Here is a 19,465-nt window from a genome sequence, read left to right as displayed (position 1 = left end):
GACCCCCGGATGTCTGCAACACCACAGTGCAGCAACACGCCGGGGGTCCGGGAAGGCAGGGTCAGCGGATCTCCCGCCGCTGCGCACCGATCAGGCCGAGGATGATGCCCAGCACACCCAGGCCGGTGAAGATGACGAGTGTGCCCAGATTGTCCCCCGACGGGGTCGCCGTGTGGGACAGCGGTGACAGGTCGATCTGCTCCGGGGTGAGTTCGAACAGAGGGCCCAGGATGGACACCACGCCGGCGGTCACCACCGGCAGCCAGGCCAGGTGGATGGCCCGCGGGAACCAGCCGGCCAGGGCGGTCGCGATGCCGGTGAAGATGATGGTCTGCAGGAACATGGACCCACCCGAGGCGAGAACCAGAGCGTGCCCGTCCACCACTTCCCCATCCTGGAGACGCAGGGCGATGAACCCACCGAGGATACCCAGCACCGTGCAGGCCACACCGGTCAGTAACGCCGTTGCCACGGCTCCCCACAGGGGCGCCCACCGGGGCGTGCCGACCGCACGCATGGCGTCGACAAGCCTGATGCGCTCCTGCCCCACATAGGTCACCAGTGGCTGCACGACCGCCACGGAGACCATCACCGCCACCATCTGGAAGATGTAGACGATGAACTCACTCTGCAGATCCTCCGCGGGCATCAGCTGCTGGAGCACATTGAGGGTGGAATCGTTCTGCTCGATCAGTGGGATCAGTGAATCCACCAGCGGCAGCATGCTGAGGATGATCACACCGGTGGTGACCGACCACGCGACCACCGCACCCCGGTGGGTCAGCAGGTTGAGTGAGAGCAGGCCCCGGATGCGCCGTGGTGCCCGCTCTCGGGACGCGCGCTGCGGGATGAGCGAAGAGTTGAAACTGCGGCGGGTGTCCAACGCCAGGGCGATGAGTGTCAATGCCACCGCGATGCCCGCCGCGATCGACAGGGCCGACCAGTCATCATCGGTGAACGGCATGATCTGTGCGCGCCACCCCAGCGGGGAGATCCAGTTGAACACGGTCGCGGAGACCGCATCATAGGCATCGGCGAACATCCGCACGAGGAAGGACACCGCCACGGCGAGCAGCCCCAGACGCGCGAGGTTGATCGAATTGCCCCACAGTGCCTGCAGGATACTGGTCAGGCCGATGAAGGCCGACATGATCACGGTGGTCATCAGGCCGTAAGTGACGGCACCCTCGAGGGAGATCTCATCGGTGCTGAGGTAGTGCAGGGCGATGAGGATGAGGATGCTGACCACTCCCACCATGAGCGCCACGAGGTGTGAGGCCACCAGTGCCGCGAGGATGATCTTCGAGCGCGGCAGCCCGGCGGACTGGATGAGCTCGGCCTCCCCCTTCGCCTCCGCCCCGCGGTGCATCGCGGTGATGAGCAGGACGGCCATCGCCGCGGCGAGCACCATCATCCACGCGCCTGTCTCCCAGGTGGTGAACTGGCCGATGGTGCCCGGCTTGGGGAAGATGCCGTACATCGCACGGGTGCCCATGTTGTCGCGCATCCCGTCGACAAGCCCCTCGCGGTCGGCGAGGGTCGGATAGTAGCGCAGATAGGCCGGCGGGGTGAGCGCCAGGAAGGCCCACAGGCCCAGGCTCCACCAGATGATCATGGTGCGGTTCAGCCGGAGATTCAGCCGGATCAGGTGGGTGATCATGAGGTCTCCTGTCCGTAGTGGCGCAGGAAGATCTCCTCGAGGGAGGCCGGGGTGCTGATGATGTCCTGTCCCCCACCGTCGATGATCACCCGGAGGATCGCCGGCACCGACGCGGCCTGGGTGGTGAGGCTGAGATGCTGGCCGTCGAAGTCGAGGTCCGGGTGGTTGCTCAGCTCCGGTGGGACGGCGGGGACGGTCGCGGTGATCCGGTGGGCGGAGATATGCCGGAGGTAACTCACTTCATTGGAGGCCACCGACTGGCCATCCTTGATCACCGTCACGTAATCGCACAGCGTTTCCACCTCGCTGAGGATGTGGCTGCTGAGCAGAACCGATCCACCCCGGTCGCGGAAGTTGCGCACCTCCTTCACGAAGACGTTCTCCATGAGTGGATCCAGGCCGGAGGTCGGCTCGTCCAGGATGAGCAGTTCCGGCTCGGGTGCGAAGGCGGCGATCAGGCCCACCTTGCGTCTGTTGCCGGTGGAGTATTCGCGGACCTTCTTGTCGGCATCCAGATTGAACACCTCGATCAGCTCCTCCTCCCGGTCACGGTCGACGGGCAGACCCCGCAGCGCCTCCAGTGCGCGGAAGACCTCCCGGCCGGTGAGATTCGGCCACAGGGTGGCATCACCGGGAACATAGCCGATGCGTTTGAGCACAGCGGGATGTTTGAGGGGGTTCTCCCCCAAGACCTCCACGGTGCCGGAGGTTGGCGTCAGCACCCCGATGAGGGTGCGGATGGTGGTGGATTTCCCGGACCCGTTGGGGCCGAGGAAACCATGGATACTCCCCCGCTCCACCGTGAGCGAAAGATCATCCACGGCCGCGAAACGTCCGAATTTCTTGACCAAGTTCTGTACTCGAATTGCGGGAGGGCTCATGCCCTCCATTCAACCTGTTCCCGATCACTCACGGGAGATGCGTGACGATGCCCACCGCCCCCGCCGGCCGGGGTGGGTGCCGGGAGTGCGGGCGTGCGGTGGGAAAGAAAAAACCGGCGATGTTTCACGTGAAACATTGCCGGTTCAGTTCGGGTGGGTTACTGCTTCTTCGTCGCTGCCTTCATGGCAGAGATGAACTCGGTCAGTTCTTTCCGCAGGCCCTCCGGGTCCGTGATGGTGGAGGGGTTCGGGTGCTCACCCTCGCAGTGGGAGGCGATGATCTTGGTGATCGCGGAACCGGTGATGGCTCCCGCGGCTCCCGCCGCGATCGCATCCGCCACGTGCTTCGGGGAGGAGATGCCGAAGCCGAGGAGGATCGGTGCGCCATCGAAACGCTTGATGTTGTCCACCACATCCGTCAGGCCGGTGGTGGAGGATTCACGCTCGGTGCCGGTGACCCCGTCACGGGAGATGGCGTAGATGTAGCCCTTGGAGGCGGCGCTGACGCCCTCCAGGGTGGTCTCCGAGGCCTGCGCCGGGGCGATGAAGATCGGGTCGATGCCCGCGCCCTCGGCGGCCTGGATGAAGGGTGCGCCCTCACGGACGGGGACGTCGGGCAGCAGGATGGAATCCGCACCGGCCTCCGCGAACTCGCGGTAGAACTTATCCAGTCCGCGGGTGAAGGGCACGTTGCCGTAGATGAGCATGCCGATGGGGATCTCCGGGTAGGCCTCACGTACCCGGGCGATCAGTGCCAGACAGGAATCCACGGTGGAGCCACCGTCGAGTGCCCGCAGGTGCGACTCAGCCACGGTGGGCCCGTCGGCAACCGGATCGGAGAACGGCACACCGAGTTCCAGGGCGTCCGCACCGGCCTCGATGGCGGTGGAGATGATCTGGAAGGAATCTTCCGGACTGGGGTCATTGAGCATGATGAAGGGGACGAAGGCCCCCTCCCCCGCCGCGTCGAGACGGGCGAACATGTCGGTGTAACGGCTCACTAGCGCTCCTCCTCCTTGAGGATCAGTTCCGGCTTTTCTTCCAGGGTTCTACGGATGTGGTCGACGTCCTTGTCGCCACGGCCGGACAGCGACACCAGGATGGTGATCTGCTTGCCCTCCTCCTCGGCGACCTTCGCGCGCTTCAGCGCGTAGGCCAGAGCGTGGGAGGACTCAAGGGCGGCGATGATGCCCTCATAGCGTGCCAGGTACTGGAACGCCTCGAGCGCCTCGGCATCGGTGATGCCGACGTAGGTGGCGCGACCGGTTGAGTGGAGGTGGGCGTGCTGCGGGCCCACTCCGGGATAGTCCAGACCGGCGGAGATGGAATAGGACTCCTCCACCTGTCCGTCGGAACTGCGCATCAGGAAGGACCGGGTGCCGTGCAGGATGCCGATCTGTCCGTTGGTGATGGTGGCTCCGTGCTTGCCGGAATCCAGGCCCTCACCGGCGGGCTCGGCGCCGACCAGCTCCACGCCCTCCTCGTCGATGAAGTCCGCGAACATGCCGATGGCGTTGGAACCGCCACCGACGCAGGCGACGACCACATCCGGCATCTTGCCGGTACGCTCGAGCATCTGCGCCTTGGCCTCCTCGGAGATCACCTTGTGGAACTCACGCACGATCGTCGGGAACGGGTGCGGTCCGGCGGCGGTGCCCAGGAGGTAGTGGGACTCGTGGAAGGTGGCGGTCCAGTCACGCAGCGCCTCGTTCACGGCATCCTTGAGGGTGCCGGAACCCGACTCCACGGGGATCACCTTCGCGCCGTGCAGCTGCATGCGGTAGACGTTGGGCTGCTGACGCGCGACGTCCTTGGCGCCCATGTAGACCACGCACTCCAGGCCGAGGAGGGAGCACGCGAGGGCCGTGGCGGTGCCGTGCTGGCCGGCGCCGGTCTCGGCGATGATGCGCTTCTTGCCCATGCGCTTGGCCAGGAGCGCCTGACCGATCACCTGGTTGGTCTTGTGGGCACCGCCGTGCACCAGATCCTCACGCTTGAGGAAGATGCGGGCATAACCCCTCCCCTGCCCCGGCAGCGGCAGGTTGGAGCATTCGGTCAGCGGGGTCGGACGACCGAGGTAGTCGCGGAGGTAGGCGGCGAGCTCCTGGCGGAACTCGGGATCGTTGGTGGCATCGATGAAGGCCTTCTCCAGCTGATCCAGCGCGGGCAGGAGTGACTCGGCGACGAACTGTCCACCGAACTCACCGAAGTAGGCGGGCAACAGTGTGCTGCCACCGAGGTTCTTGTTGTCAGTCATGGTCTCTATTTAACCCTTAGTAATGGCCTAGTAATGGAAGGTGCGGATGGTGGAGAAGATCTTGAGGATCGCGCCGGCGTCCTTGGCGCCCGCCCACTCCCCTGCCCCGGCCGGGTACTCCACACCGGAGTTGATATCCAGACCACCACAGCCCACGGACAGGGCATCGGCGGCATTGTCCGGCGAGATGCCGCCGGCCAGCAGTGCGGAGGAACGGACCTCGGGCGGGATGGTGGACCAGTCGAAGGACTCGCCGCTGCCACCCTGGTGGGCATCCAGCACGAGACGGTCGACCTTGTCGGCCAGGGCGACGGCGATCTCCGGGCCGAGCTCTGAGGTCATCGACACCGCACGCCAGACCTCAACCTCGGGGCCGACCTCGGCGCGGACGGTGTCCATCAGAGCGAGTTCCGCCTCGACGGAATCCTGCAGCGGCGCGTGGATCTGGACGGCCGCGATGCCGTCCTGGATCAGTTCGTCGTACCCGGATGTCCGGCGGCTGACCGCCACATAACGCAGACCCGGTTCCGCAGCGATGATCCGGGCGGATGTTTCACGTGAAACATTGCGCGGTGAGGCCTCCTCGAAGATGAGTCCGCCGTGGGTCGCACCGGCCGCCCGCGCGGTCTGGGCGGCGGTTGGTGAGGTCAGCCCGCACACCTTGTTGGTGCCGTAAACCAGTTCCCGCGCGGCGAACTCCACATCCGGCTGACCGGTCAACTGGGAGCCCACGAGGAAGCCATGGGAGTGGCCACCGAGCTTGCGGACGGTCTCATTGTCACGGACGCCGGACTCGGAGATGAGCACCGCGTCGGTCGGGATGAGCTTGGCCAGACGGCCAGAGCGGTCGAGGTCGATGGAGAGGTCATGGAGGTTGCGGTGGTTGACACCGAAGATCTTCGCACCCAGTGTGATGGCACGCTCTACCTCCTCCTCGTCGATCACCTCGGTGAGCACGTCCAGGCCGAAGCACTCGGCCTCGGTGGCGAGTTCGGTGTAGGCGGCGTCGTCAAGCACCGACAGCATCAACAGGATCGCGTCGGCTCCGTAGTAGCGCGCGGCGTGCACCTGCACCTTGTCGATCACGAAATCCTTGCACAGCACCGGCAGGTGCGTGGACGCGGAGACGGTTGCCAGATGGTCGTAGTCGCCACCGAAACGGTCCGGTTCGCACAGCACGGAGATGCCGCTGGCGAAGCGGGAGTAGATCCGTGCGATGTCACCCGGCTGGTAGTGCTCGCGGATCATGCCGAGCGAGGGGGACGCGGACTTGCACTCCATGATGAAGCGAGCCCCTCCCCTACCCTGGTTCAGGGAGTCATACAGCGAACGGGTCGATGCGGGCAGCGCCTCCACATCCACGTGGGCGATGCGGGCGCGGATCTCCTCGAGGTGTCCACGACGACCCTCGACGATGCCTTCTAGAACGGTGGGCATATTAGCCACGGTAATCAATCTCCTCGTGCTTCTTCAGCCAGTCGGCGACGGTGCCGTCATTGATCAGGGACAGTGCGTGGGCGGTGCCCTCGCGCAGGGATTCCGACTGGGAGTTCAGGTAGAACATCGCGCCCGCGTTCACGGCCACGGCGTTGCGGTGTGCGGCCGGACCGGTGCCGTCGAAGATGGCGCGCATGTGGCGGGCGTTCTCCACGCCGTCACCACCGACCAGATCAGCCAGGTTGCACTGTTCCACGCCGAGGTCTGCCGGGGTGACCTCATAGGAGATGATCTCCCCGTCCGCCTTCAGCTCCCACACCTGGGTGGTGCCGTGGACCGCTATCTCATCGGTGCCGGCGCCGTGGACCACCAGCGCGCGGGTGCGGCCGAGTTCGCGGAAGACCTCGGCGAGCATCTGGCCGTGGCGGGGGTTGGCCACACCCATGATCTGAAACTCGGGGCGCACCGGGGACAGCAGTGGGCCCAGGACGTTGAAGATGGTGGGCACCTTCAGCGCCTTGCGTACCGGCTGTGCATGGGCGATCGCAGGGTTGTAGGCCGGGGCAAACAGGAAGGTGAAGTTGGAGGCCTCGAACCAACGCTGGGCGCGTTCCGGATCCAGATCCAGGGGGATGTTCAGGGCTTCCAGAACATCGGCGGAACCGGACTTGGAGGACACGGAACGGTTGCCGTGCTTGACCACCTTGAGACCACCGGCGGCGGCCACGAGCGAGGCGCCGGTGGTGATGTTGATGGTGTTGGCGCCATCGCCACCGGTGCCCGCGGTGTCCAGGACACCCGTGCCCGGGACCGGGAACGGGCGGCCAGCGTTGAGGAAGGCCTTGGCGGCACCGGCGATATCGGCGAAGGTCTCGCCGCGGGTGCGGATGGTGGCCAGCAGGGCCGCGATGTGGACATCGTCGTATTCACCGATGGTCATCGGGGTGAACACCTCCACCGCCTCCTCGAGGGTGGGGTTGGGGTTGTCCAGGTACTTGATCAGTACGGCCAGGGTTGCATCAGAGGTCATATGGGAAAAATCCTTCACTTAACTAGTTGTTGACGGACAGCAGCTTGTCCACGCACCGGCTCAGGATGATCGGGCCCGTGGGACTGAGCACCGACTCCGGGTGGAACTGCAGGCCGATGGCCATCTCATCGGTGGTCTCGGCGGCCATGATCACATCCCCGATCTCGGAGGAACAGGTGCCCAGGGAGATCATCCCCTTCGGTGCCTCCACGCATCCGAGTGAGTGGTAACGCCCGATCGGGACGCACCGACCCGGGAGCTCCGGCCGGTCCGGTTCCACATCGGTGGCCAGTCCGGCGAACACGGAGTGGGTGACTCCGGCGTTGGTGAGCACCATGTCGTCGGTGGTGCCGTGCACCGGGCCGCAGGGCTCCACCCGGCCACCGTGGTGCTCGATGAGTGCCTGGAAACCCAGGCAGATGCCCAGGATCGGGATCTCACCCAGCACCCGGTCGAGCAGCGCCATCATGTTGCCCGCATCCGCCGGGTAGCCGGGGCCGGGTGACAGGCAGATCAGATCCGGTTCGGCGGCGAGCACCGTCTCGATGTCGACGGTGTTGCGGAACACGGTGCAGCGGTACCCGGCGACGGCGAAGGCATCGACGAGGTTGTAGACGAAGGAATCATGATTATCAATGAGGACCACGTGTGTCATCGGACGACCTCCAGGGTGGAACCGGCGGCGAGTGCGATGGCATTGAGCACGGCGTAGGCCTTGTGCAGTGTCTCATCGGCTTCGGACTGGGGATTGGAATCGCGCACAACACCGGCGCCGGCCTGGACGGCCGCCACCCCGTCCTGCACGAACGCGGAGCGGATGACAATGCAGTTATCCATGTCGCCATTGCCGCGCAGGTACCCCACGGCACCGCCGTAGGACCCACGACGACGCTTTTCGACGCCCCGCAGCAACTCCATGGCGCGCAGCTTCGGGGCACCCGTCAACGTCCCCATGTTCATGCATGCACGGTAGGCATCCAGGGCATCCAGCTCCGGATCCAAGGTGGCGGTGACTCGGGACACCAGGTGCATCACCCGGGAGTAGCGGTCGACCTGAAGGAGATCCGCCACACGACGGGTGGCGGGTACGGACACGCGCGCCAGGTCATTGCGGGCAAGGTCCACCAGCATGGTGTGCTCCGCAACCTCCTTGGCATTGGTGCGCATATCCAGTTCATTACGGATATCCAGCTCATCATTGATGGTGCCATCGGCATTCAACCCACGCGGGCGGGTGCCGGCGATCGGATACAGCTGCAGCTCCCCGGTGGCGGCGGTGAACTTCAGATTGGATTCCGGGGAGGCACCGAAGAGTTCATAGGGACGGTTGTTGTCCAGACCGCGCACGTAGAACATGTACGGGCTCGGGTTGGTGGCGCGCAGCTGAAGGTACGCGGCGAAGGCATCGGGGCACGGTGCGGAGAAGGACCGCGCCGGCACCACCTGGTAGATATCACCGTTGTGGATATTCGCCTTCAGGTCGGTCACCTGCTGGCGGAACTCCGCGTCCGGGATGTCAGCGACCACGCGCAGGGTGTCGCCGGCGTGTGGGGTGACCTTGTAGGCATGATCGGTGCCGGGCAGTGCGGCGTCGATAAGCCCGGCGAGCTGCGCGAGCTCCTCCCCCAGCGCGTCCGGGTTGCTGGACACCCCGACCAGCTGGGCGGTCTGCTCCTGGTGGTTGATGTCCAGGATGATCTCCGCGACCAGGAACTGGTAATCCGGGTAGGTGTTGATCCCCTCCCCCACCTCCGGCAGGGTCTCGAAGGTCTCCAGGTAGTCGAAGGCGAAACCACCCATCAGCAACGGCAGCGCCGGGTGATCATAACCGGAATCGAACTGCAGCTTCCGCAGCACCTCGATCGTGCTGATGGAGGTGAGACGCTCGCGCTCATCCACCGCATCCGAGACTGGGAACTCGAAGGTGACCGGGTTGCCGTGTTCCGGCGACAGGGCGGTGATCCGGTACTCACCCAGTTGCTCCGCCAGGCGCGAGGCCACGATGCGACCCGACTCCGTCAGGGGCTGCGCCGTGACCCGCTGGCCCTCGCAGGTGACCCGGACCGACCCCTTGAGCACAGCCAGGGAGGAGATGCCGTTCTTGGTGGTGATGTCCGCGCTCTCCAACAGTGCGGCATCATCGGCGACCGTGCCACCGAGGTGGGCGAACAGACTGGAGGCATCCTCGTGGTACCGCACCGTGCGGGATAGAACGTGGGGGGCGGTGCTCATGGGGCACTCACCTGCCTGAGACTCAGGACGGGTGTCACTACTGACATGGGAACCGGGCCTTTCACTGGAACGAACGTTTAAGAACAACTCATTAATGGGGCTTTGAGCTTCGTTCGATCCCGGGGCGTGCCGGTTGTGGGTTATCCAGGTTTGTCCTGGGAACCACAAAAGGCCCGCTGCTTCGCCGAACGAAGTGCACGAGCCTTGAAATCTTCAGTGTGAAAACAACTTGGTGATCCGTGGGCCCGCTTAACTAGCGCGCCACCACCACTGGGTGCCCTGGGATTGACAGAAGTTGTTCACAACCCAGAACTTTATCACGGAGTGGGAAATTTGTCTCATTACTACAGGGGGCAGGCCTTGTTCGTCCGTGGATGTAGGGATACATTTAAAGGGCCATATTTTTCATTGATCATGGATTAAAGGGGGTAGGGACATGAACCCGCGGGCCAAAGTCGTTCTCACCAGCGCAGTGTTCATGTTCCTCGGCTGGACGGAAGTCGCCATCATCACCGACTTTGCCCACACCCTCACCAGCGGGGCTCCGGGATGTTTCTGGATCGCGGTGGCGGTTGCCCTGATAATCACTGTAGCCTTCCCCCTCTGGCGCTTGAACCGACCCTACAAGGGCATCTGGCGGGAAATAGCCATGGGCTTCCTGGGATTCTGGCTCATGGGAGGGATCACGGAGTTGATCATCAGGGGTACAGAGGGTTTCGGTCTGCTGTGGTGGTTGTCTCCGGTATCCCTCCTGGTGATCCTCTGGGTGGCGCAGGAAACCGATAAGCAGGAAGCTGAACGGGCAGCCGCTCAGGCAGCGGGAAAATAGGGTGGGGCTGGAGCGGTTTCCGCGAGTAAATCTGTCCGAACAAAGAAGAAACCGGCCTTCTCCAACTGGAGAAGGCCGGTTCCACCCCTACGATGCTGGCCGGCGTAAGAAGCGTCAGAAATCAATCCTGCCTGGCCCGGCTCTGGGCCTGTGCGGCACGACGCACAGCATCCAGGTCAATCGCGGGCGCATTCAGCGCAGTGGTGTTCTCCACCGGCGCGGGAGCGCCATTGTCAGCAGGTGAGCAGCAACCGCCCTCTCCCCCACCATCGGCAGAACAACAGGCACCCTCGGAGCTGTCGCCAGCGGCCTTGCGCTTGGCGTCGACCATGGCCACGGTGTGGGCTCCCATGCCGGCACCCATGCCGAGGAAGACCAGACCTCCGATGACAGCGAGACCGACCACGAGCCACATCCATCCGGTGGCGGCGAACGCCATCAGGGACGCGATCGCCCAGGCGACACCGGACAGCACCCACAGGGGGCCGGCCACGCGGTGAGCCATGTCCCACAGTTCCTGGGACTTGCGGACCTCCGGGACACGGATGCCCAGAACAGGGTTGCCGGGGAGCTTCGCCTTCCAGGCGAGAACACCGGTTACGACGAGTAGGACTGCGAGAATGCCGAAGAGGCTGCCAAGGATAATGCCGATCACCGTCATATCAACCACTCTAACCCCTGGTTCATGCCTTCCAGTAATCCTTATCTGACAGGCTGGGAACAGCCTGATAGCCGGCAACAGGATAAGTTCTCCGGATAGGTCGTACCTGCGATGTGCAGTAATCTGACAGGTGTCGCAGCTGGCTGGTTGCTCCACCACACAAAACCCAGTGCCCTTCGTAGCTCCCGCAGTACTTCCCACCGGGCGCCAGCAGGAAACTCACCCGGGTATGCGGTGACTGCCCGATCCAGCGCGTGAACAACCTGAACAATTCGCCGCTTCCCCACGCGGATTGCCCGGCCCACCCCTCCCCTACCGGAGTCTCAAGGGGCCGGTTCCTTCCCGGGAGGCGGATCACACGCCCCACAAACATGTAGGAACAACCATGGACTTCAAGAGCATCCGCTCGTCGCTGCTGTTCCGGGTGGTCATCGCGATCATCCTCGGAATCGTCTGCAGCCTCTTCTTCCCGGTGTGGCTCGCCCAGATCTTCACCACCTTCAACGGCCTGTTCGGCAACTTCCTGAACTTCTTCATCCCGGTTCTGATCTTTGCCCTCATCGCCCCCGCCATCGCCGGGCTTGGCCGCGGTGCAGGTAAATGGTTGGGCATCGTCGCCGGTATCGCCTACGCCTCCACCATCCTGTCCGGCCTGATCGCCTATGGAGCAGCCCAGGCGCTATATCCGTGGATGCTCGCCGATCACGCCAACATCAGCGAGATTGACCTGGATGCTGATGCGCTGGTCCCCTACTTCAGCATTGAAATGCCCCCGCCATTTGAGGTCATGACCGCCCTGTTGCTGGCTTTCTGCCTGGGCCTGGCCATGACGGTGGTCAAATCCGATAATCTCTACCGGGTTACCCGTGAGCTCGAACGCGTGGTGATGAAGGTGATCACCGCGTTCGTGATCCCACTGTTGCCGGTGTTCATCTTCGGTATCTTCCTCGGCCTCGGTATGAACGGTGGTCTGTTGGAGATCATGTCGGCCTTCGGCAAGGTGCTCATCCTGGCTGTGGTGGGTACCCTGGTGTTCCTGGCCATCCAGTTCATCGCTGCCGGTGTCATCGCGGGCCGCAACCCGTGGACCCTGTTCAAAACCATGTTGCCGGCTTACTTCACCGCCCTGGGCACCTCCTCATCTGCCGCGACCATTCCAGTTACCTACCAGCAGACCCTGAAAAATGAGGTCGACGTCAACGTCGCCGGCTTTGTGGTGCCCCTGTGTGCCACCATCCACCTCGCCGGCTCCATGATGAAGATCGGTCTCTTCGCCTTTGCCGTGGTCTATATCTACAACATCGAGGTGAGCATCGGCCTGGCCCTGGGCTTCCTGCTCATGCTCGGCATCACCATGATCGCGGCCCCGGGTGTCCCGGGTGGTGCCATCATGGCGGCCACCGGCATGCTGTCCTCCATGCTCGGTTTCGACACCGAACAGGTCGCTCTCATGATCGCAGCCTACATCGCCATTGATTCCTTCGGCACCGCCGCCAATGTCACCGGTGACGGTGCCATCGCGGTCATCGTGAACAAGCTGTCCAAGGGTCGTATCTCCGAGACCCACCAGGAGGACCTCCCCGAGGAGGACCGCGTCGAGTTCGGAATCACCCCCTCCGACATCGACCACCGCGGCTAACGCCAGCCCCCCTGGAAACCCGAAACGGCCGCCCCACGCTACTGCGTGGGGCGGCCGTTTTTCGTCGTCAAGCGTGCTTAGGCATTGACTTCCCGGTTCTTCTCCAGGAGCGCGTAACGCCACTCCTGAATCTCCTTGGGCAGCTCACCCTTGGAAGGATCCTTCAGGTACTCACGCTTGGAGGCGTCGTAACCCCACAGCCAGTCTGCGTACTGGAACCAGCCGGTGCGGTCAGCCTGACGGAACAGCTCATTGCGGATCAGACGGGCGGTGCCCTCGAGGTGCCACAGCTCGCCCCAGAAACGGCCGGTGGTCTGGATGCGGGCACAGCGTGGTGCGCGCTCCGCGGAGACCTCCTCGAAGATCTGCTCCCAATCCAGGTTGCCGGCGTTGGCGGCGTCGGAAGCGAAGATCGCGATGGCCTCAGCGTCCTCCATGGCCATGACGGCACCGGAAGCGAGGTACTGCAGTGGTGGGTGTGCGGCATCGCCGACGAGGATCATGCGGCCGTGGTTCAGCTTCAGCAGCGGCTCACGGTCGGACATCTGCCACCAGTTGTGGGTCCACAGGGTGTCCAGACGATCCTGGATGAACTCGGAGCAGTGGGTATAGGCCTGCTTGAGCTCCTCCGGGTTACCCCAGTCCTCTGGGACATCACCGGCCTCACGGCCCTCCAGGTAACGCTTGGACTCGAAGACAGCCACCTGGTTGAGCAGCTCGCCACCACGCAGCGGGTACTGGATGAAGTGCACATGCGGTCCGATGTAACCGATGACGGACTTGAGATCCTTCATGGCCTCATCCTCCTGCAGCTTGGAGGTACCACGGTAGGCCACGTAGGCGGACGGGACAGGCGCATCCTCAACGAGGTGGTGGCGGTGACGGGAGTGGATGCCGTCGAACGCCAGGAAGGCATCAGCGTGGAAGGTGGCCGGGCCCTCCTTGCTCTCCCACTCCAGATCGACCTCAATGCCGGTCTCGGTACGACGGGACTCACCAACAGTGGCACCGTTGTGCAGGGTGGCACCGGCCTCACGAGCAGCATCCACAAGGATGGACAGCAGATCAGAGCGGTGGATGACCAGGTAGCGGCCACCGTAGTGCTTCTCGAACTCCTCGTCGAAGCTCAGGGTCAGGATGGTCTCACGGGTGATGGCATCACGAAACTGCATATCCTGCGGCAGGTAACCGGCCGCGATGATGCGGTCGATGACACCCCAGCCCTCCAGCATGCGCCAACCGTGCGGGCCGATCTGCAGGCCGGCACCGACCTCCTTGAACTCCGGTGCACGCTCGAAGAGGGTGACGTCCGCACCGCGCAGGGACAGCGCCAGGGCGCCAGCCGCGCCACCGATGCCACCGCCAGAGATGACAATGCTCTGGCCCTTCAGTTCATCTGTCTTGTTAAGAGTGGAAACCATGATTGAAACTTCCTTACTTGAAAACTTCGGTGATAGTGGTAGTCCCGGAGTCGATGATGTGCACCGGCCCCGGGGGACGTGCAACCCGGGCTCGCACCCTGGGAGGGGGATCCTCGTTTACTTCGGGGCCCGAGTGGCCCCTTGGTCGTGGTCGGGGTTGGGGTCTGTTTAACCCTGGACAACAACCTTGTGGCGTACGCTGAAGTTCTTCTGCAGACGAAGCAGAATGGCCAGTGAGAGCGCCGAGAATACGGCCGCGGCTGCGAACATGATGAAGTTGGAGTTCACGCCGAGGTTCCAGGCCAGCAGCAGACCCGCCAGCTGAGGTGCGGCGACCGCACCGATGCGTCCGAGGCCGAGCGACCAACCCAGAGCGGTGCCACGTAGGTTGCTTGGGTAGAAGTTGGCCACAGCCGCAATGATGAGGATCTGGGTGCCATGGGTGCCCACGCCTGCCAGGATCAGGATGATGTAGACCGCCCAGACCGGTGGGTAGAGCAGCAGGGTGAACAGGGCGATACCCGCGATGCCGGCGGCGATCGCACCGGAACGGATCGGTCCGAAGCGGTCACCGGCCCAGGCCGTGACGACGGAACCGATGATCGCACCGAGGTTGAGTGCCAGGGTGAACATCAGGGCGGCGCCGAAGTTGTAACCGGCTTGTTCCATGAGGCGGGGCAGCCAGGTGCCCAGGCCGTACCAGGCCAGCAGGGTGAAGAATGTGGCCACGGCGAACCAGATGGACACCCAGCGGAACCGGGAGTTCAGCAGGTCCTTGAAACTTGCGGATTCCTCCTCACCCTCGCGGGCTGCGTGGTCTGCACGGATCTCGTTGTCGGAGGGGATCACCTTCAGTGCCAGCGGGAGGCCCACAACCAGTGGGACGAGTGCCAGCAGGAACATCAGGCGCCAGCCCCACTCCTCGGAGGAGGTGACGATCGGGCCGGCGAGGACGGCGGCGATGGAGCCACCCAGGGGCACGCCTGACATCATGACGGTGGCCCATGCGGACATGGTCCGGCGTGGCACCATGTCGGAGACCATGGCGTTGATGGAGGGAACCAGTCCGCCGAGGCCCAGGCCCGCGATGAAGCGGAAGGCACCGAACACCCACGGGTTGGGCGCGAAGGCGCACAGGAGGGTGAACACGGAGAGGATCACCACGGAACCGATGACGGCTGCCTTGCGGCCGAGGCGGTCGGAGAGGCGTCCGATGAAAACTGCACCGATGGCCATGCCGAAGAATGCCATGGAGCCGATGGTGCCGAGTTGGGCGGAACCTAGGCCCCACTCGTTGGCGAGCGCGGACTGGACGGTGCCGTAGACGATCAGGTCGTATCCGTCGAAGACGACGAAGAACCAACCGAGGAGTACCGCTGCCAGACGTCGTCCACCGATGCCGAGAATGGTGAATGAGTGTTGCTGGGATTCGAGAGTGTCTACCCCGGCGGTGGCCGGGCCGGAACCGCCTTTGGAGGCGCCCCCGTTCTCTGTTGCGTGTGATGTCATAGAAATATGTTCGAGGTGAGTTAGGTTACAATCAAAATGATTCCTCTATGTGGAAAGCAGAATAATGAGAAACATTTCCCCCACCCACGGCCTACCCCCGAAGTCATTTCTGAGCTCAGTCGACACCGCCCTGCAGCTCATTTTGCTGCTGCGTGATTCCGGCGCCCTCACTATATCCGCCGCTGCGGAGGAGCTGAACGTGGGCCTGTCCACCGTGCACCGATCCATGGCCATGCTCGTCTACCGGGGGTTCGCGGTGCGCAGCGAATCCCGCACCTACCTGCCCGGTCCCGCCCTGGCCACCTCAGCGCTCCAGCCGGGGCTCGGGTCCGATCTGACCCGCTTGTGCCAGCACCACATGGAGGCCATGGCTCGGGAAACCGGTGAGACCAGCCATCTCATCATTCTCCAGGGTGCGAACTGCCACTTCATCCACAGTGTTGAGGGCACCAATCCGGTGCGCGTGGGCAGTCGCCGGGGGCAGGTGATGCCCGCGACGCAGAACTCCGGAGGGCTGGTGATGTTGGCGGAGCTGTCCCAGGGTGAGCTCCGGTCGCTGTATTCCACTCTGAGCGATGACGAGTTTGAGAATCTGCGCAAACGCCTACGGCGCACCCGTGATCGTGGGCATGGAACGAACTTCGGCTTCTTCGAACAGGATGTGAGCGCCGTTGCAGAATGCCTGCTCAATGACGTGGGTGACGTTCTGGGCGCATTGTCGCTCGCCGTACCCTCCAGTCGCTTTCGTGAGGCGTACCCCCGTTGCGTGGAGGCGATGAACCGTCATATGAAGGATTTGAACCGCACTCTGGCCTCATATCGAATCCCCTAAAACTGCATTCAAGGGGTGAAAAATAAAGCCTTTCCACCCCCGGAAAGTATAACTTCCGCATAGCGGAAACTCTTTGAGTCACCTTCCATAAGTCAATATGTTCGAGTTCACAAACAGTGAGAAGACTTAGCTGTTCGCCACAACTGTTAAACGGTGGGATCCCCCTCCACGGCATGCACACCCACGGGATGAAACACCCGGGACCAACATCCCGGATCTGGACTCCGGCACCGGCCACCCCGCGGTGCCCGGCACCTGGACCATCCCGGAGATGCCGACGGATGGATCGACGACACCGACATCACAACGAGGAGGAATCCACGATGGGCGCCCCAAAGAACACCGATTACTCGACCGAGCACGTCAAGATGGAGGTCCCGCCACCCACCCCTGAGGAGCAGGCTGAGCTCGACGCCATGTACCAGCGCATGGATGAGATCCACCTGAAGCCACTGTGGACCCAGATCGGTGGCCTCATGCCGAACCACCCTGAGCCCCGCGCAGTTGCCCATAAGTGGGACTGGGCCGAGTTGCTCAAGATGGCACAGCGCTCCGGTGAGCTCGTTCCCGTTGGACGCGGCGGTGAGCGTCGCGCCATCGGTCTGGCCAACCCGGGCCTGGACGGTAACACTTACATCTCCCCCACCCTGTGGGCTGCGATCCAGTACCTCGCACCGGGTGAGAACGCCCCGGAGCACCGCCACTCCCAGAACGCCTTCCGTTTCGTCATCGAAGGCGAGGGTGTCTGGACCGTGGTCAACGGTGACCCGGTTCCGATGCGTCGCGGTGACTTCCTTCTGACCCCGGGTTGGAACTACCACGGTCACCACAACATTGCGACCGAGCCGATGGCCTGGCTTGACGGCCTGGACATCCCGTTCGCGTACCAGATGGACACCGGATTCTTCGAGTACGGCACCGAGAAGCTCACCGATGAGTCCACTCCTGAGTTGTCCCGCTCCGAGCGCCTGTGGGCGCACCCGGGCCTGCGTCCGGTTGCCTTCCCGGGCAAGACCTCCTCCTCCACCATCGGCCGTTACGCATGGGAGCACACCGACGCTGCCCTCAACGATCAGCTGGCACTGGAGGAAGAGGGTCATCCGGGCACCGTGGCACCTGGCCACGCCGCCATCCGTTACACCAACCCCACCACCGGTGGGGACGTCATGACCACCATCCGTGCAGAATTCCACCGTCTGCGCCCGGGTGCTGCGACCACCCCGATCCACGAGGTCGGTAACCGCTGCTTCCAGGTTTTCGAGGGATCCGCCACCATCAACGTGGGTGACAAGACCTTCGAGGCCAAGCACGGCGATATTGTGAATGTGCCATCCTGGCAGAAGTGGAACATCGAGGCTGGCGCCGAGGGCGTCGACCTGTTCTGCTTCTCCGATGCACCCATCTTCGAGGCCCTTAACCTCGCACGTACCTTTACCCCGGAAGGAATCTAGAACCAATATGCGTCTAGCAACAATTCGTACCAACGGCTCCACCATCGCCGCGCGCGTCGAGACCGAAACCACCGCAACCCCGATCGAGGGTTACGCCAACGTCGGCGAGCTGCTGCAGGAGAGCAACTGGCGCGACCTCGCCGAGAAGGCCTCCGGCGAGGAGGTCACCTTCGACAAGAAGGACCTGGATGCAGTTGTTCCTGCTCCGAAGAAGATCGTGTGCGTTGGTCTGAACTACGCCAACCACATCAAGGAGATGGGCCGTAACCTGCCCACCGATCCGACCCTGTTCGTGAAGTACCCGGATGCCCTGGTCGGTCCCTACGACGATGTTGTCGTCCCGGAGTGGGCCAACGAGGCTCTCGACTGGGAAGGTGAGCTGGCGGTTGTCATCTCCAAGCGCGCACGCCGCGTCAAGGAGGCCGACGCCAAGGAGTACATCGCCGGTTACGCCGTCATGAACGACTACACCATGCGTGACTTCCAGTACCGTGCGCCTGCCGCCTCCCCGCAGTGGCACCAGGGCAAGTCGTTTGAGAAGTCTGCCGGTTTCGGTCCCTGGATGACCACCCCTGAGTCCTTCGAGTTCGGTGGCGAGCTGGCCACCTACCTCGAGGGCGAGAAGATGCAGTCCACCCCGACCAATGACCTGGTCTTCAGCCCTGAGAAGCTGATCGAGTACATCACCCACATCTACCCACTGGATGCAGGCGACGTCATCGTCACCGGCACCCCGGGTGGTGTCGGCCACGCCCGCGACCCAAAGCGTTACATCGGTGACGGCGAGACCGTGAAGGTTGAGATCGAGGGCCTGGGCAACGTCGAGAACAAGACGGTGTTCGAGTAATGAGCACTTTCCACGATCTCCCGCTTTCCGAGCGGCTGACCTTGGCAAGGCTGGGCACGTCCCACTACTCACGTCAGCTGTCCCTGATCGACAACGCTGACTTCGATGAGGACACCAACCTCGCTGGTTGGACCCGTTCCCACATCGTCGCGCACGTCGCCTACAACGCGATCGCGCTGTGCAACCTCATGCACTGGGCGAACACCGGGGAGAAAACCCCGATGTACTCCTCCCCGCAGGCCCGCAACGAGGAGATCGCCTACGGTGCCACGCTGATTCCGGATGCCCTGCGCAACCTCCACGAGCACTCCGTTGCCCGCCTGGACGTTGACTGGCGCGAGTCCTCCGAGGAGGCCTGGGATCACGAGGTGCTCACCGCGCAGGGACGCACCGTCCCGGCCAGCGAGACCCTGTGGATGCGTTCCCGCGAGGTGTGGATCCACGCCGTGGACCTCGGTGCCGTCGCCGGTTTCGGCGACATCCCCGAGATCATCCTCACCACGCTCGTCGCCGAGATCACCGCAAAGTGGGCCGGCCAGGGTGCAGGCGAGGGCCTGGTGCTTGTCGACGCAGCCACCGGTGACCGTTACGCGGCCGCCCCGGCTGGCGACGGCGGTGCGGTGGTTGAGGTGACCGGCAGCCTTGCCGGCATCGTCCGCTACGCCGCCGGCCGCGGCGCCGAGGGCGTCACCTCCTCCACCGGTGAGGTTCCAGAGCCCCCGCGCTGGCTCTAGGTAACCCGCACGCTGTGACCCGTTAGACTGATGAGATCTTCTCCG

Annotated in this window: 18 protein-coding genes; 6 read left to right on the top strand and 12 right to left on the bottom strand. The window is 63.7% G+C overall.

The features are described from left to right. Nucleotides 1–61: 61 nt before the first annotated feature. The 9 genes from H9627_RS05025 to trpL form a co-directional block, all read right to left on the bottom strand. The gene (locus H9627_RS05025) at nucleotides 62–1,660 is read right to left on the bottom strand and encodes an ABC transporter permease (RefSeq protein WP_191732930.1); all 1,599 of its coding nucleotides are present in this window, start codon (nucleotides 1,658–1,660) and stop codon (nucleotides 62–64) included. Beyond that, nucleotides 1,657–2,541: an ABC transporter ATP-binding protein gene (locus tag H9627_RS05020; RefSeq protein ID WP_191732929.1), complete on the bottom strand. Its 885-nt coding sequence runs from the start codon at nucleotides 2,539–2,541 to the stop codon at nucleotides 1,657–1,659. The genes H9627_RS05025 and H9627_RS05020 overlap by 4 nt, the downstream gene beginning before the upstream one ends. 158 nt (nucleotides 2,542–2,699) lie before the next feature. Next, the gene (trpA, locus tag H9627_RS05015; protein WP_191732928.1) at nucleotides 2,700–3,542 is read right to left on the bottom strand and encodes a tryptophan synthase subunit alpha; all 843 of its coding nucleotides are present in this window, start codon (nucleotides 3,540–3,542) and stop codon (nucleotides 2,700–2,702) included. After that, entirely contained in the window at nucleotides 3,542–4,798 is a 1,257-nt protein-coding gene (gene trpB, locus H9627_RS05010; protein ID WP_191732927.1) for a tryptophan synthase subunit beta, read from the bottom strand. The genes trpA and trpB overlap by 1 nt, the downstream gene beginning before the upstream one ends. A 27-nt stretch (nucleotides 4,799–4,825) precedes the next feature. Next, the gene (trpCF, locus tag H9627_RS05005; RefSeq protein ID WP_191733199.1) at nucleotides 4,826–6,250 is read right to left on the bottom strand and encodes a bifunctional indole-3-glycerol-phosphate synthase TrpC/phosphoribosylanthranilate isomerase TrpF; all 1,425 of its coding nucleotides are present in this window, start codon (nucleotides 6,248–6,250) and stop codon (nucleotides 4,826–4,828) included. Then, a complete protein-coding gene (gene trpD / locus H9627_RS05000) occupies nucleotides 6,237–7,265 on the bottom strand; it encodes an anthranilate phosphoribosyltransferase (RefSeq protein ID WP_191732926.1) in 1,029 nt (342 codons plus the stop codon). Before trpD ends, trpCF begins: the two co-directional genes overlap by 14 nt. Nucleotides 7,266–7,287: 22 nt before the next feature. Then, on the bottom strand, nucleotides 7,288–7,920 hold the full coding sequence (locus tag H9627_RS04995; protein WP_191732925.1) for an anthranilate synthase component II: 633 nt from the start codon (nucleotides 7,918–7,920) through the stop codon (nucleotides 7,288–7,290). Beyond that, nucleotides 7,917–9,497, bottom strand: coding sequence for an anthranilate synthase component 1 (locus tag H9627_RS04990; RefSeq protein ID WP_191732924.1), 1,581 nt, complete (start codon nucleotides 9,495–9,497; stop codon nucleotides 7,917–7,919). Before H9627_RS04990 ends, H9627_RS04995 begins: the two co-directional genes overlap by 4 nt. Nucleotides 9,498–9,746: 249 nt before the next feature. Next, the gene (gene trpL / locus H9627_RS14380) at nucleotides 9,747–9,800 is read right to left on the bottom strand and encodes a trp operon leader peptide (RefSeq protein WP_404826194.1); all 54 of its coding nucleotides are present in this window, start codon (nucleotides 9,798–9,800) and stop codon (nucleotides 9,747–9,749) included. 133 nt (nucleotides 9,801–9,933) lie between these two features. Here trpL and H9627_RS04985 point away from each other — a divergent pair, with 133 nt between their 5' ends. Next, nucleotides 9,934–10,326 carry a hypothetical protein gene (locus tag H9627_RS04985; protein ID WP_191732923.1) on the top strand — a complete coding sequence of 131 codons (393 nt, stop codon included), beginning with the start codon at nucleotides 9,934–9,936 and terminating at the stop codon, nucleotides 10,324–10,326. 121 nt (nucleotides 10,327–10,447) lie between these two features. Here H9627_RS04985 and H9627_RS04980 read toward each other — a convergent pair whose 3' ends face one another. Next, nucleotides 10,448–10,987 (bottom strand): SdpI family protein, encoded by a 540-nt coding sequence (locus H9627_RS04980; protein WP_191732922.1) that lies wholly within the window; start codon nucleotides 10,985–10,987, stop codon nucleotides 10,448–10,450. Between the two features lie 385 nt (nucleotides 10,988–11,372). Between H9627_RS04980 and H9627_RS04975 the strand changes: the two genes are divergently transcribed. Continuing rightward, nucleotides 11,373–12,626, top strand: coding sequence for a dicarboxylate/amino acid:cation symporter (locus H9627_RS04975; protein WP_191732921.1), 1,254 nt, complete (start codon nucleotides 11,373–11,375; stop codon nucleotides 12,624–12,626). Between the two features lie 77 nt (nucleotides 12,627–12,703). Here the strand turns inward: H9627_RS04975 and H9627_RS04970 are convergent, their stop codons facing one another. Then, complete coding sequence (locus H9627_RS04970; RefSeq protein ID WP_191732920.1) at nucleotides 12,704–14,047, bottom strand: FAD-dependent monooxygenase; 1,344 nt, start codon at nucleotides 14,045–14,047, stop codon at nucleotides 12,704–12,706. 168 nt (nucleotides 14,048–14,215) lie between these two features. After that, complete coding sequence (locus tag H9627_RS04965) at nucleotides 14,216–15,556, bottom strand: MFS transporter (protein WP_191732919.1); 1,341 nt, start codon at nucleotides 15,554–15,556, stop codon at nucleotides 14,216–14,218. Between the two features lie 64 nt (nucleotides 15,557–15,620). Here H9627_RS04965 and H9627_RS04960 point away from each other — a divergent pair, with 64 nt between their 5' ends. The 4 genes from H9627_RS04960 (at nucleotide 15,621) to H9627_RS04945 (ending at nucleotide 19,420) form a co-directional block, all read left to right on the top strand. After that, nucleotides 15,621–16,388 (top strand): IclR family transcriptional regulator, encoded by a 768-nt coding sequence (locus tag H9627_RS04960; protein ID WP_191732918.1) that lies wholly within the window; start codon nucleotides 15,621–15,623, stop codon nucleotides 16,386–16,388. Nucleotides 16,389–16,711: 323 nt separating this feature from the next. Beyond that, a complete protein-coding gene (locus tag H9627_RS04955) occupies nucleotides 16,712–17,839 on the top strand; it encodes a cupin domain-containing protein (protein WP_191732917.1) in 1,128 nt (375 codons plus the stop codon). Nucleotides 17,840–17,846: 7 nt separating this feature from the next. Beyond that, nucleotides 17,847–18,686 carry a fumarylacetoacetate hydrolase family protein gene (locus H9627_RS04950; RefSeq protein ID WP_191732916.1) on the top strand — a complete coding sequence of 280 codons (840 nt, stop codon included), beginning with the start codon at nucleotides 17,847–17,849 and terminating at the stop codon, nucleotides 18,684–18,686. Continuing rightward, nucleotides 18,686–19,420 (top strand): maleylpyruvate isomerase family mycothiol-dependent enzyme, encoded by a 735-nt coding sequence (locus H9627_RS04945; RefSeq protein WP_191732915.1) that lies wholly within the window; start codon nucleotides 18,686–18,688, stop codon nucleotides 19,418–19,420. The genes H9627_RS04950 and H9627_RS04945 overlap by 1 nt, the downstream gene beginning before the upstream one ends. The last annotated feature ends 45 nt before the right edge of the window (nucleotides 19,421–19,465 follow it).

The organism is Corynebacterium gallinarum, assembly GCF_014837045.1.
GTDB classification, from domain to species: domain Bacteria; phylum Actinomycetota; class Actinomycetes; order Mycobacteriales; family Mycobacteriaceae; genus Corynebacterium; species Corynebacterium gallinarum.
The sequence above is the reverse complement of the archived record's forward strand: the minus strand, read 5'-3'. Positions and strand labels throughout refer to the sequence as shown.

What these genes read in the sequence shown, in the direction of transcription:
- H9627_RS05025 (WP_191732930.1), bottom strand. Translation starts at nt 1,660, where the DNA reads ATGATCACCCACCTGATCCGGCTGAATCTCCGGCTGAACCGCACCATG.
- H9627_RS05020 (WP_191732929.1), bottom strand. Translation starts at nt 2,541, where the DNA reads ATGAGCCCTCCCGCAATTCGAGTACAGAACTTGGTCAAGAAATTCGGA.
- trpB (WP_191732927.1), bottom strand. Translation starts at nt 4,798, where the DNA reads ATGACTGACAACAAGAACCTCGGTGGCAGCACACTGTTGCCCGCCTAC.
- trpD (WP_191732926.1), bottom strand. Translation starts at nt 7,265, where the DNA reads ATGACCTCTGATGCAACCCTGGCCGTACTGATCAAGTACCTGGACAAC.
- H9627_RS04995 (WP_191732925.1), bottom strand. Translation starts at nt 7,920, where the DNA reads ATGACACACGTGGTCCTCATTGATAATCATGATTCCTTCGTCTACAAC.
- H9627_RS04990 (WP_191732924.1), bottom strand. Translation starts at nt 9,497, where the DNA reads ATGAGCACCGCCCCCCACGTTCTATCCCGCACGGTGCGGTACCACGAG.
- H9627_RS04985 (WP_191732923.1), top strand. Translation starts at nt 9,934, where the DNA reads ATGAACCCGCGGGCCAAAGTCGTTCTCACCAGCGCAGTGTTCATGTTC.
- H9627_RS04980 (WP_191732922.1), bottom strand. Translation starts at nt 10,987, where the DNA reads ATGACGGTGATCGGCATTATCCTTGGCAGCCTCTTCGGCATTCTCGCA.
- H9627_RS04975 (WP_191732921.1), top strand. Translation starts at nt 11,373, where the DNA reads ATGGACTTCAAGAGCATCCGCTCGTCGCTGCTGTTCCGGGTGGTCATC.
- H9627_RS04970 (WP_191732920.1), bottom strand. Translation starts at nt 14,047, where the DNA reads ATGGTTTCCACTCTTAACAAGACAGATGAACTGAAGGGCCAGAGCATT.
- H9627_RS04965 (WP_191732919.1), bottom strand. Translation starts at nt 15,556, where the DNA reads ATGACATCACACGCAACAGAGAACGGGGGCGCCTCCAAAGGCGGTTCC.
- H9627_RS04960 (WP_191732918.1), top strand. Translation starts at nt 15,621, where the DNA reads ATGAGAAACATTTCCCCCACCCACGGCCTACCCCCGAAGTCATTTCTG.
- H9627_RS04955 (WP_191732917.1), top strand. Translation starts at nt 16,712, where the DNA reads ATGGGCGCCCCAAAGAACACCGATTACTCGACCGAGCACGTCAAGATG.
- H9627_RS04950 (WP_191732916.1), top strand. Translation starts at nt 17,847, where the DNA reads ATGCGTCTAGCAACAATTCGTACCAACGGCTCCACCATCGCCGCGCGC.
- H9627_RS04945 (WP_191732915.1), top strand. Translation starts at nt 18,686, where the DNA reads ATGAGCACTTTCCACGATCTCCCGCTTTCCGAGCGGCTGACCTTGGCA.